The organism is Cedecea sp. FDAARGOS_727 (assembly GCF_012273235.1).
Taxonomy (GTDB): Bacteria; Pseudomonadota; Gammaproteobacteria; order Enterobacterales; family Enterobacteriaceae; genus Cedecea; species Cedecea davisae.
The window spans coordinates 2,644,655-2,662,781 of record NZ_CP050966.1 but is presented as its reverse complement, the minus strand read 5'-3'; the positions used below and the strand labels follow the sequence as shown (position 1 = coordinate 2,662,781).

Sequence of the window (18,127 nt, the reverse complement as noted above, 5' to 3'; positions counted from 1 at the left end):
AACGGGCTGATTATACAGCCCGTCTATAGAAGGTGGGAACTTTGCAGCATCAACCGCTAAAAACATTCCCGCCGTTGCCCGCTCCAGGTGCCGGTTTCAGCACCCAAACGCGACCATAATGGTTATACCATCCCGCGCGGTGTCCGGCATCCGGGCCGATTCCCTGGTAGATATCGAAGTGCTGGCCTTTGATTGCGCCACCCACATCCAGCGCCACCATCACACGCAGCTCGTACTGGCCGGTAAACTTGCCGTTATTATCCAGCAGCGGCACTTCGGTAAGCAGCGTTGTGCCCGCAGGAATAATAGAGCGGTCAGACGCAACGGATGCGCGGCCAATCAGCGGCACGGCGCTGGCACCTTTCACCGGCGCATAGCTTGCGGGCTTGAAGAACACAAAGGAAGGGTTCTGCTCCAGCAGCTCGCGGACTTCAGCCTCGCTGTGGGTTTCGCCCCAGTGGCGGATGGCCTGCATCGACATATCTTCTTTCTTTACTTCGCCACGGTCGATTAACACTTTACCGATACTGCGATAGGCGTGGCCGTTTTTCCCGGCATAGCCAAAGAAAGTCAGAGGCTGGCCGTCGCCAAAATCAATATAGCCGCTGCCCTGCACATCCATGATGAAGTTATCCATCAAAGAATTGCTGTAGGCCAGCACATAGCTCTCGCTCAACGCGCCGCTGTAGATTTCCGCACGGGAAGGCAGGCGGCCACGTTTTGGCGGCATACGGTAGATGGGGTACTGGAATTCGCCCTGACGGGTATGGCGAGCCTGAATAACCGGGGTGTAATAGCCGGTGAACTGGACGTTACCGTAGTTATCCGCGCCTTCCATCTGCCACGCATCCAGACCAAACTGCTTCAGCTGGCGAGTATCGCCCCCGGCGCGCAGCCACTGCTGCACCGCGTTATAAATGTCGCTGCCATTATTATAGAGGCGAGGAGAAGCGGAGCGGATCTGATTAACCTGCTCGGCATAGTCACCGCCGTTGATTGGCGCCCCTACCGCATCAGGCTGATTCACCAGTGAGAAAGGCTGGGAGAACTTCCCGTCTTTATATTGTTGACCGCGATCGGTCGGTTTTGATGAGCAGGCGGCCAGCATTGCTACCATCGCCCCCGCAACTATGTACTTAATCCAACGTCCTTTCATTACTCTCTAGCCCTGCTGGTTGCCTCTATATGCCTCGCCGAAGATAGCAAACGCGCCGCGAGAATTAAACGAGTTGAGGGGGTGACATAGTAAAAACGCCTGTTTTATGGGCATTATGCGGGTAAATTCAACAACCAATGGGAAATTCAGGAATTTCTTCCAAAAAAGGGTTGCAACAAAAAGCGAGCAGAGTATAGTGCGCATCCACGGACGCGGGGTGGAGCAGCCTGGTAGCTCGTCGGGCTCATAACCCGAAGGTCGTCGGTTCAAATCCGGCCCCCGCAACCAATTAAAAGTCGCTGTTTTAACAGCGCAATGATGAATAATCATTAAAAAAATAGCAGTATGACGGACGCGGGGTGGAGCAGCCTGGTAGCTCGTCGGGCTCATAACCCGAAGGTCGTCGGTTCAAATCCGGCCCCCGCAACCAACATTGAGAACACCCTTACGGGTGTTTTTTTGTATCTGCAATCCGGGAAATTTCCTCCCGGCCCCTTCTGGCGAATTACTCTCCTGCAATCAAAACCTTACGCACAATTGCATCTTCAGGCTGTAAAGCACTACCGTCCTGTAAAACCGGCATCATGAAAGCAACAGGCTGGCCGCTGCGCTTATCGATAAGCTCAGAGTGCGGCTCATTCTCCGCGAATAAATAACGCTCTCCCCACTGGCGCAGCGCCACCACAACCGGGAACAGGCTTACCCCCATCTGCGTTAACACATACTCCTGATAAGCCGTCCCGTCGGACGCGGCCTGCAATTCCAGCACTCCGGCATCAACAAGCTTGCGCAATCTGTCAGAAAGAATATTTCTGGCTACGCCCAGACTCCGCTGGAAATCCCCAAAGCGACGTACGCCGTCAAACGCATCGCGCACAATAAGCAACGACCAGCGGTCTCCTATCGCCTCAATGCAGCGAGCGACCGGGCAAAACTGGTTGGCATTATTTCCCTGCGGCATTTTTCTCCCCTTATCGCCAGGCAAACAAGTTGCATTTTAAAACCAGACTCTCTACCCTTCAATCAGTTTTGTTTTGCAACTAGATTGGCTGGGAGAAAAGAAGATGAGAAAAACGCTGCTTGTTGATGTTACAGCCTGCTCCGAACGGCATCGGCCTTTACCAGAAGCCGCCGGTATGCCCGCGAGCCTGGTCGCCCTTTTTTCCATTGCCAGCGGGCTGAGCGTGGCGAACGTTTACTATGCCCAGCCTCTGCTGGATAAGCTGGCGCAGGACTTTGGCATTAGCCACGCCGCCATCGGCGGGCTTATAACCGCAACCCAGGCAGGCTGCGCGCTGGCCTTGCTTTTTTTAGTCCCCCTGGGTGACCTGCTGAACCGCCGTAAACTGATGGCAGCCCAGATTGCGGGCCTGGTCATCGCAATTATTTCTGTGGCAGTCGCCCACTCCACGCCGGTGCTGCTGGTAAGCCTGCTGGCCGTGGGGCTTCTTGGCACGGCAATGACGCAGGGGTTAATTGCTTATGCGGCCAGCGCGGCCGCGCCCGATCAACGCGGACATGTTGTCGGTTCCGCACAAAGCGGCGTGTTCATTGGGCTGCTGTTAGCGCGAGTCTTTGCCGGAGGAATAAGCGACATTGCGGGCTGGCGAGCGGTCTATTGCTGCTCCGCCGTATTAATGCTGGCGATTGCTTTGCCGCTGTGGCGCAAACTACCGGAACTCGCGCTATCGTCAGCCGCCCGTAGCTATCCGCAGCTTATCGGCTCGATGTTTACCCTGCTCCGCCAGGAGAAAGTGTTGCAGGTGCGCGGAGTGCTGGCGCTGCTGATGTTCGCCGCCTTTAACGTTTTCTGGAGCGCGCTGGTGCTGCCGCTAAGCGCCGCCCCTTACGGCTTCTCTCATACGCTGATTGGGGCTTTTGGCCTGGTCGGCGCGGTGGGAGCACTGGCCGCAACGCGTGCCGGAAAATGGGCGGATCGGGGGCTTGCACAGCATACCAGCCTCGCCGCACTTCTCTTGGTGCTGCTGGCCTGGTGGCCGCTCTCGCTGATGAGCTGGTCCTTAGGGGCGCTGGTGGCAGGAATTATTTTGCTTGATTCAGGCGGCCAGGCGCTGCACGTCACCAACCAGAGCATGATTTTCCGCACCCGCCCGGAGGCTCATAGCCGCCTGGTGGGGCTGTATATGCTTTTTTATGCCGCCGGAAGTGGCGCAGGCGCGATGAGTACAACGCTGGTTTATGCTCACGCGGGCTGGCAAGGCGTGTGCCTGCTGGGTTCGGGAATTAGTTTCCTGGCGCTGCTGTTCTGGTGGTTCACCAGGAAAGTCACGGGCGAATAACAGAGGGTAAGCGCCAGCTATATTAAAGGCGCGCCTTTTACTTCTACCCTCTTCGCGCCAGGCGCGAGCTGTCCGAGAAGTAGGCTTTAATCCCCGCCAGGATGGACTCGGCCACCTCCTGCTGGAACTTCGCCGTGCGCAGCTTACGCTCTTCTTCCGGGTTACTGAGGAACGCAGTTTCCACCAGAATCGACGGAATATCCGGCGCTTTAAGTACCGCAAACCCGGCCTGATCGACGCTGTTTTTATGCAGCTTATTTACCCGTCCGAGACGGTTCAGTACCTCTTTGCCAAACTTCAGGCTGTCGTTAATGGTCAGCGACTGCACCATATCGAACATCGTGTGGTCGAGATAACGGTCCCCGCTCTTGCCTACCCCGCCGATTAAGTCCGCGGCGTTCTGGGTTTGAGCAAGATATTTAGCCGCGGTGCTGGTGGCACCTTTGGTCGACAGCGCAAACACCGATGAACCGCGAGCGGCTGCGGTAGTGAAAGCATCCGCATGAATAGAAACAAAGAGATCGGCCCGCTGCTTCTGGGCTTTAGCCACGCGCACTTTCAGCGGGATGAAAACATCCTCGTTTCGCGTCATATAGGCCTTCATGTTGCCTTCTTTGTCCAGCAGCGCCTTCAGCCTGCGGGCAATGCTCAGCACAATATCCTTTTCACGGGTCTTATTCGGGCCAATAGCGCCGGGATCTTCCCCGCCGTGCCCGGGATCGAGCATGATGACAATCGGGCGGTCACGCCCCGCTTTACCCGGCTGCGGCCCTTTATCAGCCGGCATTTTCTTATCCAGCTGGCCGTTGTTGTAATCTTCCAGCAGCGCCAGCAGCGGATCCTGCTCGCTATTCATATTGGCCGGGTAAAGATCCATTACCAGGCGTTCTTTAAATTCGGCCACCGGTGCCAGCGCAAACAGATGTGGGGTAACGTTTTGTTTCAATTCAAAAACCATACGCACGGTCTTTGGGTCGAACTGCCCTACGCGCGCCGACTTAATAAAAGGATCGTCGCCGCGAACCTGGCTGCCTATGCCTTTTAACACCGAATTTAAATGCGCGCCTTCAATGTCCACCACTATGCGTTCCGGGTTGCTAAGCGCAAACTGGCGGTATTTAAGCTGATGGTTCGACTCCAGCGTTACGCGGGTATAAGACGAGGCCGGCCAGACGCGCACGGCTATCACCTGGCTTGAGGCAGCAAAACCAACCTTGCTGACGCTCAACAGCCACATAGCTCCTGCACCCTGAAGTAAACGGCGGCGACTCATTAACGAACTGGAATCTGGCATGGCTCCCCTGAGCGATAGTTTTTGGCATAAATTTTTTTTGAGCCGAAAACTTTAGCGAAACACGCGGTTACTGTCATCTATAAAAGGGTAAACGTTCAGAAAAGGCCCACTCAAACCGCCGCTGAAAAATTTTATCCTGGATGAAAATTGGCGCTTGCACCCGAAGCCATAAAAGAATAAAAATACAGAAATTACGAATAAAAATTCAATGAGGGTGTGCCGTGGTGAAGGAACGTAGAACCGAACTGGTGCAGGGATTCCGCCATTCTGTTCCCTATATAAATGCCCACCGGGGAAAAACGTTTGTCATTATGCTCGGCGGCGAGGCCATCGAGCATGAAAACTTCTCCAGCATTATCAATGATATTGGCCTGCTGCACAGCCTTGGCATTCGCCTTGTGGTGGTGTATGGCGCTCGCCCGCAGATTGATGAAAACCTGGCTGAACATCACCACGAGCCGGTCTACCACAAACACACCCGGGTCACCGATGCAAAAACGCTTGAACTGGTTAAGCAGGCGGCCGGACTGTTGCAGTTGGATATTACCGCCCGGCTTTCCATGAGCCTCGGCAATACGCCGCTACAGGGCGCGCACATCAACGTGGTCAGCGGCAACTTTATTATTGCCCAGCCGCTTGGCGTAGACGACGGCGTGGACTACTGCCACAGCGGCCGCGTTCGCCGCATCGACGAAGAGGCGATTCACCGCCAGCTGGATAACGGCGCAATCGTGCTGATGGGACCGGTAGCGGTATCGGTTACCGGTGAAAGCTTTAACCTCACGTCCGAAGAAGTCGCAACCCAACTGGCGGTGAAACTGAAGGCAGAAAAAATGATCGGGTTCTGCTCTTCTCAGGGCGTAACCGACGATCTCGGCAACGTTATTTCCGAACTGTTCCCCAACGAGGCGCAGCAGCGTATTGAAGCACTTGAAAGCGCGGGCGACTATCATTCCGGCACCGTGCGTTTCCTGCGCGGCGCGGTAAAAGCCTGCCGCAGCGGCGTGCGTCGCAGCCACCTGCTCAGCTATCAGGAAGACGGAGCTTTGCTGCAGGAACTGTTCTCCCGGGACGGCATCGGCACGCAGATTGTCATGGAGAGCGCCGAGCAGATTCGCCGCGCCACCATCAACGATATCGGCGGCATTCTGGAGCTGATTCGCCCGCTGGAGCAGCAGGGCATCCTGGTTCGCCGCTCACGCGAGCAGCTCGAAATGGAAATTGATAAATTTACGATTATCCAGCGCGACAATCTGACTATTGCCTGCGCCGCCCTCTATCCGTTCCCGGAAGAGAGCATCGGTGAAATGGCCTGCGTGGCGGTTCACCCGGACTACCGCAGCTCGTCTCGGGGCGAAGAGTTGCTCAACCGCGTAGCCAACCAGGCGCGGCAGATGGGGCTGAGTAAACTGTTTGTGTTAACCACCCGCAGCATTCACTGGTTCCAGGAACGCGGGTTCCTGCCTGTGGACGTAGAGCTGCTGCCGGCCAGTAAGAAAGAGATGTACAACTATCAGCGTAAATCAAAAGTGCTGATGGCGGATCTGACCTGAAAAAAGAGGAAGGCTTCTGGCCTTCCTCTTTCGTTCATTCCCCGGAAAATATCTCCATCAGGCCGCTGCGCCGCTCGGTACGGGTCGCGACGGCCTTGCCCAATACGCGTTCGTCGGCATACAGAGATAGCCGCTTACGCGCTCGCGTTATCGCGGTATAAACCAGCTCGCGCGTGACCACCGGAACAAACTGGTTCGGCAAGACCAGCGCCGCGTGGTCGAACTCAGACCCCTGAGATTTATGCACCGTCATAGCAAAAGCCGTGTCATGCGCCGGAAGGCGGCTCGGCTGCACCGACTTAAGCGTGCCATCAGGCATCGGGAACCAGACCCGCAGCCCTTCTTCGCGATGCAGAGCAATACCGATATCGCCGTTAAACAGCTCCAGCGAGCTGTCGTTGCGGGCAATCATCACCGGCCGCCCCTCATACCAGCGCGATTGCGCCTGAGACGGGCGTTGGATCAGCCGGGCCTGAACTAGCGCCTGCTCAATACGTTCGTTCAGACCGCTTACGCCGAACGGCCCTTCGCGCAGGGCACACAACAGCTGATAGCGGCCAAAAGCACTGAGGATAGCCGCCGGTTCCGCACGCTGCCTTATCAGTTGTAAATAGTCGCCATAGCCCGCGACAACGTCAGCGATCATCGCCGAGTAATCTTCCGGCTCAAGAAGTGGCCGCTGGGAAATATCGCCAAAGCCCTGCCCGAACGCCGCTCTTACCTGCTTACTGTCGCTGGCATTAACCGCAAATGCCAGTTGGCCAATGCCGGACTGGCTGTCAAAACGGTAACTCTTGCGCAGCAGGCATAGCCCGTCGCGCAGCGAGCTGGCCTGAGTATTTTGCCCCACGGGAACTTCACAGCCGGTTAGCCGCCGTAATTGCTCCGCTCGTGCTGAGGAATAGCCATCGTTGACGTAGTGGCAGATGTCGCCGAGAACGGCCCCCGCTTCAACCGAGGCCAACTGGTCGCGGTCACCGAGGAAAATAACCCGCGCCCGCTCCGGTAGGGCATCAATTAGCCGCGACATCATCGGCAAATCCACCATCGAGGCTTCATCCACCACCAGCACGTCGAGGTGCAGCGGATTGCCCGCGTGGTGACGCAGGCGCTGGCTGTTTGGCTGAGCGCCAAGCAGGCGATGCAGGGTTGAGGCTTCTTCAGGCAGTAATTTTTTCTGCTCGTCGCTCAGCGGCAGCTGGCGTAATGCGCTGCCTAAAGATTCAGTTAAGCGCGCGGCAGCCTTCCCGGTGGGGGCTGCAAGCTGAATGCGCAGCGCCTCGCCATCCGAAAGCTGAACCAGCGCGGCCAGCAGCTTTGCTACGGTCGTCGTTTTACCGGTGCCAGGCCCGCCGGAGATAACAGAAATACGGCGCGTCAGCGCTACCGCCGCGGCAACCTTTTGCCAGTCCGTCTGCTCGCTCACCCCGAACAGCTCATCGAGGCTCTGCCGCAGCTTTGCTTCGTCCAGTTCAATCGGCTTGTTATGCTCGCCAAAGAACGCTGCCACCCGCCGCTCATTGCTCCACATGCGGTTGAGATACAGGCGGTTGCCGATAAGCTTCAGCGGCGTAGCCTCATCGCCCGCGCTTACCGCCTTAGAGGCCAGCAGCGCCTCCTTCCAGCCAGTTGAAGAACCCAGCCCGGCAAAAATCTGCGCCACAAGTTCCGGATGCCGCCCGGAAAACACGAATTCGGGCTTCAGGCGCTCCAGCGGGAGGCACACATGCCCTTCGCCCGCATCGTGGCTAAGCAGCGCGGCTGCCAGCATCACGACCGGTTGCTCATCGCTCGCGAGCATCATGGCGAATTGTGAGTCCAGCGGCCTGAGGGCTTTTAAAGCCACCGCCCGGTTTAGTAATTCCGACATGCTCACAGGCTCACCTCCTCAGTCTTCCCGGCAAATAACGCGTCCATCGCCTCAATTAGCTCGACGCCCGGCCTGGTAGCAAAAATGCCCTGCTCCGGTTTCCCCTGCTCCACCCCACGCAGGAACAGGTAAATCACCCCGCCAAAATGCTGCTGGTAGTCATAACCAGCCATGCGGTGGCGCAGGTAGCGGTGTAGCGCCAGGGTATAAAGCTGATATTGCAGGTCATAGCGATGAGACTGCATCGCTCCGGCCATTGCCTCGCGCGTATAAGCGCTGCTGTCTTCGCCCAGCCAGTTGGATTTGTAGTCCAGCAGGTAGTAGCGCCCCTGCCAGCGGAACACCAGGTCGATAAAACCTTTCAACATGCCCTTTACCTGCCGGAAGTCCAGCGGCGGGCAGCCGGCCGAAAGCGGGTCGTAATGCCGGATCAGTGCGTCCAGGCGCTCCGCCTGCAATTCATGCTCGATGGGTAAATAGAACTCCAGCTCGACCTGCTTCTCTTTCGGCGAAAGCAGATTCAGGGCCACGCCGGTTTCATTCAGCGGCGCGGCAAGAACTTGTTCGAGCCAGCCGCTCACAATTGGCCGCCACTCTTCGCCAAACCCTTGGGCGGTTAACTGCTCCGCCACCCATTCGTCATTCACCGGCTGGGTAAAGTCGATGCCTTCAAACAGGCTATGCAGGAAAGTACCCGGAGCAGCCCCACGCGGGAAGGTATGCGGCGTAAGTAACGGCTCACTTTGCTCAGGCACTTCGCCAACGGCATCGACATCGAGGCGCGGCACAAGATCCAAGACCCTGCTACTGCCGTGCTGTTGCAGGCCAGAATAGCTGGTCACGCGCCAGTTATCGGCGATTCTCCGGTGAAGCCGACGAGCAGTAAGCTCAGGCAGGACGCTCGCTGCCGGCTGCCACGGCGTATCCTCGCCCGGCGGCAAAGTTTCAACCTCAATAGCTTCGCTGTTAAGCGCATCAAGAGCCTGTTTCAGCCCTTCGGCATCAAGCGCTTCACCTTTTTGCAGCAGGTAGCCCAGCGCGCTGAGATGCAGATCGCTTGCGCCTTTTTTAGCTCGCGTACCGCGAAAAAGGGGCGCAACGCCCAGGCTGCAATGCCAGACCGAACGGGTCAGCGCAACATAAAGCAGGCGCAGGTCTTCCGCCAGCCGCTCTTCTTCCGCCAGCCCTAGACTTTCCGCATCGTTACTTAAGTCCAGCAGCGAGGTGAACGTGGTTCGGTCGTGGTACAGGCCGCTGCTCTGCGGGCGGTAGTTGGCCACAAACGGCAGCCAGACCAGGGGATATTCAAGCCCTTTGGATTTATGGATGGTGACGACTTTCACCAGGTGCTTATCGCTTTCCAGCCGCAGCTGCTGGCTGGAGCTATTGCTGTCCGGCTCGGCAATCCGCTGTGCCAGCCAACGCACCAGAGCATGCTCGCTTTCCATCTCACCCGCGGCTTCCTGCAGCAGCTCGCTGATATGTAAAATATCCGTCAGCCTGCGCTCCCCGCCCGGCGTTGCCAGCAGGTTCTCGGCAATATGCCTTGCCGTAATCAGCGCTCTTAGCATCGGCATTACGCCGCGTTTAAGCCACAGTTCGCGATAGTTGAAAAACTCTTCAACCAGTCTGTCCCAGGCTAATTCATCTTTGTTCAGCGATTCTATGTCCAGCGCATCCAGCCCCAGCATGCTGGTAGCAATGGCGCTGCGCATCGACGTTTCTATTTCCGGGGCTAATACCGCCTGCAAGATCCACAGCAGTTCTCGCGCCTCCGGGGTAGCAAACACGGAATCACGGTTAGAAAGGTAAACCGAAGGGATATTAAGGAGGCCGAGGGCGTCACGTACGATGGCCGCTTCGCCCCGGCTGCGAACCAGAATGGTCATGTCCGACGCCTGGAGATTGCGCGACTTTTCCCCCGTCCAGAGCAATGCTTCACCTCGCTGCCCGGCAGTCAGCCAATCGCGAATTTGACGCGCACACTGGGTTGCCATTGCCTGTTGGTAATCACTTACTCCCGTTCCCTCCCCGGGCTGAAGCCAGAGCTTCATTGCCGCCTGGCTCTCGCCGCGAACGGTAAAGCGCAGGCCGCTATTACGCGGGGCCGATTTAACCGGCAGGAAGGGAATTTGACGGAACAGGAAAGGGTTATCCACCTGCTGAAAAAGCGTATTAACACCGTCAATCATCGCCGGAGCCGAGCGCCAGTTAGTGTCCAGCGTATAGTGGGCGCTCACCTCGTGACGCGCTTTCATATAGGTAAAAATATCCGCACCGCGGAAGGCATAAATGGCCTGCTTCGGGTCACCGATAAGCAGCAGCGCGGTCTGCGGCTGCTCAATATAAAGGCGACGGAAAATACGGTATTGCTGGGGGTCGGTATCCTGAAACTCATCTATCATCGCGACCGGGAAGCGCCCGCGAATAGCCTCCGCCAGAGCGTCGCCGCCCGGCTGATGCAGCGCTTCATCAAGGCGGCTTAGCATATCGTCAAAGCCCAGCTCGCCGCGGCGCTTTTTCTCCTGCTGTACGATATAGCGGATTTCCGCCATCGCTCTCGCTATCACCAGGTCACGCAGCGTCAGCGGTTCGGCCAGCAGAGCATCAATGGTGCTGAACAGGCTATGGCGAGGAACCTCACCCTTTTTGGTTTTCTCTTCCAGCGTGCTCTGGGCGAACTTAGCCAGCGCATCCGGCAGCTGGTAGCTGGTAGTTTCGAGCTGCGCCCACTGGTCCACAATCTCCAGCCAGTTCGGCAGATGTTTGCTGCTGTAGCTGCGTTTATCCACGCCGGAATCGCCGATAAGGCTTGCCAGCTCCCCTGCGGCGGCCCGCCATTGCGTTTTTACCCTATCGATAGCGGCAATAATTTTTTCATGCCGCGCCAGCAACGTCTCGTTATCTGCCGGAGGCTGCTTCAGCTGCGGCTGCTCGCCCTGCAGCCAGCTATTAATATCCCGCAGCAGGGCTTCCGGCCCCGACCATTCTTCGCTCATCGCCTGGGCGACCGGCTTCGGAAGCGGATAACAGTGGCGACGCCAGAAGTCCGCGCAGGCGTGGCGGCGCAGCAAGGACTCATCCTCCAGCAGCTGTTGTTCAAACAGCATGCCGGACTCAAAGGCGTTAAGGCTCAGCATACGCTGGCAGAAACCGTGAATGGTGAAAATAGCCGCCTCGTCCATTTGCTGCTCGGCAAGCAGCAAAGTACGGGCAGCCAGCTGTTTATCTTCTATTTCAGAAAGCAGGCTTTGTAGCAGAGGATTTTTGCTGAGGTTACGAATACACGCGATGCGCAATTCGTGAATATTTGCCCGAATACGGCCACGTAACTCTTCCGTGGCCGCTTCGGTAAAGGTCACAACCAGTAGCTCTTCTACGCCCAGCTGGCGGGGAAAAGCATTCTCTCCGCCCAGGCCCAGCAGCAGCCGCAGGTAAAGAGCGGCGATGGTAAATGTCTTACCTGTCCCCGCGGAGGCTTCTATCAACCGTTCGCCGCACAGCGGCAAACTTAAAGGATCAAGGGGCTGCGCGGTTACATCGGTCATTATTTCTCGCTTACTAGTGGTAACGTCTGTTGCAGACTGCTCGCGCCCTCCCAGGTCTTCCACCCGTCAGGTGCTGCGTACTCTGCTTTGCCGTTATGGCTACCGGAAATCTGTGACAGCACCGCCATCCCCTGGGGAGCTATCACCGCCTGGTGGAAGAAATCCGCCAGCTTTTGCGGCGTCAGTTTCTTAATTTCGGCCACCACTTTATCACGGGAATCAAAAGCTATGTTTCGGCGATCGAAATCTTTGCTCAGTTGCGAAGCCTCTTCCGCAAGTGTTTGCGGTGCCTGCTGCATTTGGGCAATCATCCCCTGCTGGATCTGGGCGAATTCTTCGGCGCTCATGCCGCGCAGCTTCTTCTCGATGGTCGGGTAAAACGCTTTAAAACGCTCATAGAGATAAGCGGGCTGTTTATCGCTGCTTTGCAGCAAGAAGCCTACGCCCCACTGACGGCCAATCGACATCGGGAAGGCAAATACCGCATAGCCGAGCTGCTCCTGGGTTCTCAGCTGGTTGTAGAACCACGGCTGAATAATTTGCCCCAGCATAGAGCCGTAGGCGGTGCTGGTTGCTTCGTCATAGCCTTTAGGGACATATACCGCCGCCAGCGCCGAATCCGTGCTGCTTCCGGCTTTTTCAAACATAGCCAAATTCTGTTTATCGACCAGCACATCGTCGTTACGGCACCATTCATTGCCTTTGGTATCCAGTTGCGTTTTGACGTTTTCCGCAAGCGCCTTAGCCTGCTCCGGCGACATATTGCCGATGACCATAAATTCTGGCCGGGCGTTGGTTTTCAGCTGTTCACGGTAGTCGAGCACGTCTTTTAAGCTCAGGTCCGGCAGCAGCGCCCGGCGAGTGCTGCGCTCAAAGTACGGCACCTGGGAGACCATCTGCACCGGCGAAATCGCCTGCTCGAAGGCTTTACCCTTTTCTGCCGAATCCATCATCTGAGCATACCAGGACTTGGCCTGATCCAGCTGTTCCTGAGTCGGCGTGTAGCTGAAATATCCTTTGAGCAGCGCTTCAAACAGCTGCGGTAAACGCTGGGTGTAACCGTTGGCGTTGATCATTAACCCGCTGTTGGCATTGGATGAAAAGCCAATGCCGCCGACGGAGGCCTGATTGCTCAGTTCGTCCAGCGCAATACCCGCCAGATAATCATTGATGGCGAACAGCACCTGGTTTTTGGCGCTGTTCATCACCTGCGGATTACGCAGCACCAGGGTGACATCCGCTTTTGGCTCATTGCCAAAATAGCGGCTTGGCATATACATCACGCGCAGGTCAGGCTCATGAACCAGCAGCTCAGGGTGCGAATATTCCTTCTCTGGCTTATAGAGCGTGAAATCATCCGGGATATAGGGGTTCAACTGAGGCAGCGCGAGCTTGATAGCGCCTGCTTTTTGCTGCCAGTCGGTAAAGGTTTCCTGAGGAATTTTATCTACTTCATAAGGCGCATCAACAAAGTAGGCCGTTTTGTTATGCGGCTCCTGCGGGCTGATGTACCAAATGCGCGCGTTTTGCGGCGTCATCATATCCAGACGCGCTTTAATCGCTTCGGGATCGTATTGATCGGCGATATTCGCGGCGTCCAGGGTATGGGAAACCGGCACGCGCAACATGGTGTCCGCCAGCCACTCGATATAGTCCATATCACGGGTTATCGACGGGTAGCGGAAATCGAGATCCAGAACATGGGCCAGTTCGTCGAAATAACGCTTGTCGACGCCTTGAGTACGCATTTGCTTGAGGTAGCTGAAGATGGCTGCCACCACCTGGTCACGGTTGGCAAGGCCTTTATCCGTCAGGGAAACGGAGATGGCAAATACGCCGCTGTTGCCGGTAACCATTGGGTCAGAGTCGGCGCGCACGCTCTCCGCAAGCCCTTGTTTTTGCAGCCAGTCAGAAAGCGTGTCATGGCTACGGTTGCCAATAAGGTAGCCTATCAGCTCGTCGGTTTTGCTGCGGAATTTGTCGCTATTATTGTCGATGCGGAACTCAACGCGTACCACCTTGCGCGGCATCGCCGGGACATAGTGAATAAAAATGCCCTTTTGCGCGTCGGTCACTACGGGCACGTCAATCACCGGCTTTTCGATATTTTTATTGGGGACGCGGCCATAGGTTTCTGCGGCAATTTTTGCCAGTTCCGGCAAAGGCTTGTTGCTGTAAATAACCGCCTTCATCAGGTTGGCCGAATAGTATTTATTTCTGAACGCCACCAGCGAATCCAGCAGTTTACTGCCGGGCTTGTCGCGCAGAGTTTCAAGGTTGCCGCCGGAAAAACGCGAGCCGGGGTGCGCCGGATTGATTGTTTCCGCGCTGACCTGGGCCATACGCATACCGTCGCGCGCACGCGCCATCGTCAATTCTGCATTTACCGCATTACGCTCGCGTTCGGCGTATTGTGCCGCCAGATTAGGCTCCGCAATGGCGTCAGCAAGGCGGTCTACCGCCCCGTTCAGGGCATCGTTTTCCACTTCAAGATAAAAGGCGGTGCGGTAGGTGGCGGTACTGGCATTGTGGCTGCCACCGTGCTTTTTAAGAAACTCAGACAGGCTGTCCGGGTCCGGGTATTTTTTGGAACCCATCAGCGTCATATGTTCGAGGAAATGTGCGAGGCCGAGGTGCGCGTCCGGATCTTCCAGCGATCCTACTGGAACCACCAGCGCAGACAGCGACTTCACCGCCTGAGGGTCAGAAACCAGCAGTACGGTCATACCGTTATCGAGACGAATAGCCTGATACTGACGAGGATCTTTTTCACTTTTACGGATGGAGTCCTGGATGGGCTGCCATCCGCTCTCTGCCTGACTGAAGGGTGCCCAAAGAGCAACGAACAAGAAAAGCGCGGTAAACCAGGTGCTGCATTTAGGCATTAACAAACCTCGTCTTCACTAACTCACTCATCATTAACAACTTTTTGTAGCAATCCGTAGAACGCCGTTGTTGTATTTCGCCAGCCCTGAGCAAGAATCGCATCATAAATGAACTCACCGGACTGTGCAATTTTTATACAATCCTTATTCAGGATTGGTTGAAACGAAATAGCGGTAACAGGTAACGCTCGGCTTCTCTGACAATCGCGTCGTAATACCCGGCGTCCAGCGTACGGTACAAACGTTGCAGCCAGATATCAGAACCTTCCCCCTCAACCATATGGTTCCCTTCCCACGCAGCCAGCAGTTTATTGCGCGCTTTTTGCTGCGTTTCCTCATCCCATAAAATGGCACTATTTTGCGGGTCATAACAGGCTTTTATCCACGCACCGCCGCTGTTGTGCAGCAGGAGCAGCGGCTGGTTAAGGCCTTCTGTATATCCCTCAATCAGTTGCGCCAGATATTCACTGGCCTCACCCACTTCCAGATGTGGGAAGCGCCATGCTGAATCTTTACGGCCATACATTCGGCTTTCCCCACCGCCGCCGCTGGCGCACCAGACAAGGTGCTCAATCCACAGCTGCATTCCGTGGGCAACGCTTAATACCGAAGGGCGCCAGCGTAATAAACCATCGCCCTGCACGTCCGACAGCCACCCCGTCACTCTGGTTCCGTTGATGAGCAAATCCACTTCACGGCTTTCCCCTTTTTGCCGCTCATCCATCACTTTTTGCGCCAGTAAGCCCATCTCCTCCAGCTGTTTCTCCCAGAGAATTTCGCCGAATGCACCGTAGGGTAAAACCCCGGCCGCACGATAACGCACGAACAATTGCTTAGGATCTTCCTGCTGGACGAGGGTATTAAGCAGCTGCTGGTTAAGCTGGAAACGGTCCAGAACATCGAGCGTGAACGGCTCCTCATCCGGCAGTTCGGTCTCTTCCAGGCGGAAGTTGACGGCCAGACGCATCTGGAAGAAGGCCCGTACCGGATGACGCCAGAAGCGCTGAAGCTGCTCAAGGGTAATCTCTTCACGGGCCTCCGGGATTAAAGGCCGAATAAAGTCGGTATGAGCTTCCCCATGCCCGCTGGCCGCGGGAAGCCACTCTCCGGCAAAGCTTTGCTGCTCGTCTTCGGCAAGGTAGTTTGCGCTATCAAAAGGCGTGCGGGTATGGAGCTTAATCAGGTGCTGCTTCACCCGCTCGCTACTGTCGTCGGCGTTGCGGTCGGCATCTCCCGGCAGGTAATGACTGGCGGCCACGTAATCCAGCAGTTCTTCTACCAGCACAGAGGGGTAGCGCCTGCTGTTATCCTGAATTGAGCGCCCAATGTAGCTGATGTAAAGCCGCTGCTGGGCCGAAATCAACGCCTCAAGGAACAGGTAGCGGTCATCATCCCGGCGGCTGCGATCGCCGCGCTCAGGGTGCTGGCTCATCAGGTCAAACCCTAATGGCGCAAGCGTGCGGGGATAAACGCCATCGTTCATCCCCAGCAGGCACACAACCTTGAAGGGAATGGCTCGCATCGGCATCAGGGTACAGAAGTTTACCGGCCCGGCCAGGAAACGCTGGCTGATACGTTCACTGTCAAGACGCTGGGCCAGATCGTCACGCAGCAGGGTCAGCGGCACAGGCTGCTGATAGACAGCCTCTGTCCCATGTTTAATCATCTCCTGCCACTGCTGTTCTATCAAAGCCATAGCGGCTTCGGTTTCGCTATCCGGCAGGAAAAAGCTGTTCAGCATCTCTCTGCACAGCGGCAGCCATTCCTCCAGAGGGCGATCCTCACCCAGCAGCTGCCGCCAGCGATTAAGCTGCATCAGCAACTCCGCCAGCTGCCCTACCAGTTCGGCTATCAGCCCGCTGGACTCATCATAAGGCAGCACGGAATCCCAAACGCCGGCCTGGCTTTCCATTGCATAGCCAAGCAGCATGCGCGTTAGCCCGAAGCGCCAGGTATGTTGCCCGGTAGCGGGAAGATCAAGCTCACGGACGTTATCATCGTCAATGCCCCAGCGGACGCCGGACTCATTTACCCACTTGCGCAGGTAGCGCAGCCCCTCTTCATCAATGGCAAACCGCGCGGCCAGAGCCGGGACTTCAAGCAGCGCCAGCACATCCTCTGCCCCAAAGCGGCTTTCCGGCAGGCCCAGCAGCAAAATAAACGCCTGCAGGGCAGGGTGAGCCTGGCGGGCGCGGCGGTCAGAGATGGCAAAGGGCAGCCAGCGCTCGTCCCGGGCGTTGCCAAACACGGCCTGAATAAACGGGCTGTAGCTGTCGATGTCCGCCACCATCACGATGATATCGCGCGGCGTTAGCTCAGGATCGGCCTCCAGCATCGCAAGCAGCTGGTCGTGCAGCACCTCGACTTCCCGCTGCGGGCTGTGGCACTCATGCAGCGTCAGCGAGCGATCTTGCGGATCAAGCAGCCGTTTACCGTCGCTGCGCTCAAATTCTTCGGCAGTCAGCCCCAGCACCGCAGAATCTTTAAGCTCCAGCAAGTCATACTGCAGGCCGTGCAGCAGGTTATCCGGCTGCTGATCGACAAAGACGTCTATCTCTTCGAAGCGCTCAAGCTCGGAGAGCAGGAATGAATAATCTCGCCCCAGCTTGCCCCAGGATGCCAGCAGGGGATTACCCACCTCCTGCTCGCCAAGGTCGTTAAACAGTGAAGAGGCGCTGTCGTTGTCTTTAAACAGCGGCTGCTGCTCTTCGGCCTGATGTAGCCTACGCCGACGGCTCACCAGCCGGGCAAGGAACGCAGGATCTTTTATGTCGCCCCAGTAGTAACGGCAGGGATTGGTGAACAGCACATGCACATCAATATGCTTGCCCAGCGCTTGCAGCGCCTGAAGATAAACCGGCGGGAGCGCAGAGATGCCGCAGATAAATACGCGAGGCGGCAGCCCCGGCGGGCATACGTCGCTATTTTCAAGCGTGCGGATAAAGCGCTGATAAAGGTTGGCTCGGTGCCACTCAGGCTGCCCAAGCTGCTCGGTATAGCGCACCAGCTCAGCCCAGAGCGGAGCCTGCCACTGCTGTGACTCTCCGGCCCCGTCAACCAGCTCGCCCTTTTCCCAGCGGCTCAGCCAGCCAGGACGATAAACAAGATACTGGTCATAAAGGTCGGCAATACGTGACGACAGCTGAAACAGCTTACGGCTACTGTCGTCTTCCTGAAGATAATGGTTAAGCAGGGTAAATTCCGGTTTGCCCAGCATGGCGGGGATAAGCGTCATCAGCTTCCAGCTCATGCTCTGCTTGTTAAAGGCACTTTCTTCAGGGATGCCCGGCAACACGCGCACAAACATATCCCAGATGAAGCTGGCGGGGAGCGGAAACTCAATATTTGCCGCAATGCCAAACTTTTGCGCCAGCGTCATTTGCAGCCACTGCGCCATCCCGGTGCTTTGCACCAGCACAACTTCCGGCTCAAAAGGGTCCGGCAGCGGCTGGCGCTCAACAATAAACTCCATGATAGCTTCCAGCACATCAAGGCGGTTGGAATGGTAGACACGCAACATG

General features: G+C 56.6%; 9 protein-coding genes and 2 tRNA genes. 4 read left to right on the top strand and 7 right to left on the bottom strand.

Features of this window, described 5'->3' with window-relative positions:
- Positions 1-49: 49 nt before the first annotated feature.
- Positions 50-1,156: a murein transglycosylase A gene (mltA, locus tag FOC35_RS12700; protein WP_016538033.1), complete on the bottom strand. Its 1,107-nt coding sequence runs from the start codon at positions 1,154-1,156 to the stop codon at positions 50-52.
- Between the two features lie 211 nt (positions 1,157-1,367).
- Between mltA and FOC35_RS12695 the strand changes: the two genes are divergently transcribed.
- Both FOC35_RS12695 and FOC35_RS12690 read left to right on the top strand, forming a co-directional pair.
- Positions 1,368-1,444: transfer RNA gene (locus FOC35_RS12695), tRNA-Met, on the top strand.
- Between the two features lie 65 nt (positions 1,445-1,509).
- A tRNA-Met gene (locus FOC35_RS12690) sits at positions 1,510-1,586 on the top strand.
- A gap of 75 nt (positions 1,587-1,661) precedes the next feature.
- Here FOC35_RS12690 and FOC35_RS12685 read toward each other — a convergent pair.
- The gene (locus tag FOC35_RS12685) at positions 1,662-2,117 is read right to left on the bottom strand and encodes a helix-turn-helix domain-containing protein (RefSeq protein WP_172569073.1); all 456 of its coding nucleotides are present in this window, start codon (positions 2,115-2,117) and stop codon (positions 1,662-1,664) included.
- 175 nt (positions 2,118-2,292) lie between these two features.
- Between FOC35_RS12685 and FOC35_RS12680 the strand changes: the two genes are divergently transcribed.
- Complete coding sequence (locus FOC35_RS12680) at positions 2,293-3,456, top strand: MFS transporter (RefSeq protein ID WP_172570363.1); 1,164 nt, start codon at positions 2,293-2,295, stop codon at positions 3,454-3,456.
- A 43-nt stretch (positions 3,457-3,499) separates the two neighbouring features.
- Here FOC35_RS12680 and amiC read toward each other — a convergent pair whose 3' ends face one another.
- Positions 3,500-4,750 carry an N-acetylmuramoyl-L-alanine amidase AmiC gene (amiC, locus tag FOC35_RS12675; protein WP_172569072.1) on the bottom strand — a complete coding sequence of 417 codons (1,251 nt, stop codon included), beginning with the start codon at positions 4,748-4,750 and terminating at the stop codon, positions 3,500-3,502.
- A gap of 221 nt (positions 4,751-4,971) precedes the next feature.
- On the opposite strand from amiC, the gene argA reads away from it, so the two are divergent.
- Positions 4,972-6,303 (top strand): amino-acid N-acetyltransferase, encoded by a 1,332-nt coding sequence (argA, locus tag FOC35_RS12670; RefSeq protein ID WP_039898759.1) that lies wholly within the window; start codon positions 4,972-4,974, stop codon positions 6,301-6,303.
- A 34-nt stretch (positions 6,304-6,337) separates the two neighbouring features.
- On the opposite strand, the gene recD is transcribed toward argA, so the two are convergent.
- The 4 genes from recD to recC all read right to left on the bottom strand — a co-directional run bounded on the left by recD (position 6,338) and on the right by recC (position 18,126).
- On the bottom strand, positions 6,338-8,179 hold the full coding sequence (gene recD / locus FOC35_RS12665) for an exodeoxyribonuclease V subunit alpha (protein ID WP_371810692.1): 1,842 nt from the start codon (positions 8,177-8,179) through the stop codon (positions 6,338-6,340).
- On the bottom strand, positions 8,176-11,721 hold the full coding sequence (gene recB / locus FOC35_RS12660; protein WP_172569070.1) for an exodeoxyribonuclease V subunit beta: 3,546 nt from the start codon (positions 11,719-11,721) through the stop codon (positions 8,176-8,178). The genes recD and recB overlap by 4 nt, the downstream gene beginning before the upstream one ends.
- The gene (gene ptrA / locus FOC35_RS12655) at positions 11,721-14,606 is read right to left on the bottom strand and encodes a pitrilysin (protein WP_172569069.1); all 2,886 of its coding nucleotides are present in this window, start codon (positions 14,604-14,606) and stop codon (positions 11,721-11,723) included. Before ptrA ends, recB begins: the two co-directional genes overlap by 1 nt.
- Positions 14,607-14,754: 148 nt before the next feature.
- The gene (gene recC / locus FOC35_RS12650) at positions 14,755-18,126 is read right to left on the bottom strand and encodes an exodeoxyribonuclease V subunit gamma (RefSeq protein ID WP_172569068.1); all 3,372 of its coding nucleotides are present in this window, start codon (positions 18,124-18,126) and stop codon (positions 14,755-14,757) included.
- Between the last annotated feature and the right edge of the window lies 1 nt (position 18,127).

Excerpts from the sequence above, each read along its gene's own strand:
- recC (WP_172569068.1), bottom strand. The coding sequence starts at position 18,126 with ATGTTGCGTGTCTACCATTCCAACCGCCTTGATGTGCTGGAAGCTATC.
- mltA (WP_016538033.1), bottom strand. The coding sequence starts at position 1,156 with ATGAAAGGACGTTGGATTAAGTACATAGTTGCGGGGGCGATGGTAGCA.
- amiC (WP_172569072.1), bottom strand. The coding sequence starts at position 4,750 with ATGCCAGATTCCAGTTCGTTAATGAGTCGCCGCCGTTTACTTCAGGGT.
- ptrA (WP_172569069.1), bottom strand. The coding sequence starts at position 14,606 with ATGCCTAAATGCAGCACCTGGTTTACCGCGCTTTTCTTGTTCGTTGCT.
- FOC35_RS12680 (WP_172570363.1), top strand. The coding sequence starts at position 2,293 with ATGCCCGCGAGCCTGGTCGCCCTTTTTTCCATTGCCAGCGGGCTGAGC.
- recB (WP_172569070.1), bottom strand. The coding sequence starts at position 11,721 with ATGACCGATGTAACCGCGCAGCCCCTTGATCCTTTAAGTTTGCCGCTG.
- FOC35_RS12685 (WP_172569073.1), bottom strand. The coding sequence starts at position 2,117 with ATGCCGCAGGGAAATAATGCCAACCAGTTTTGCCCGGTCGCTCGCTGC.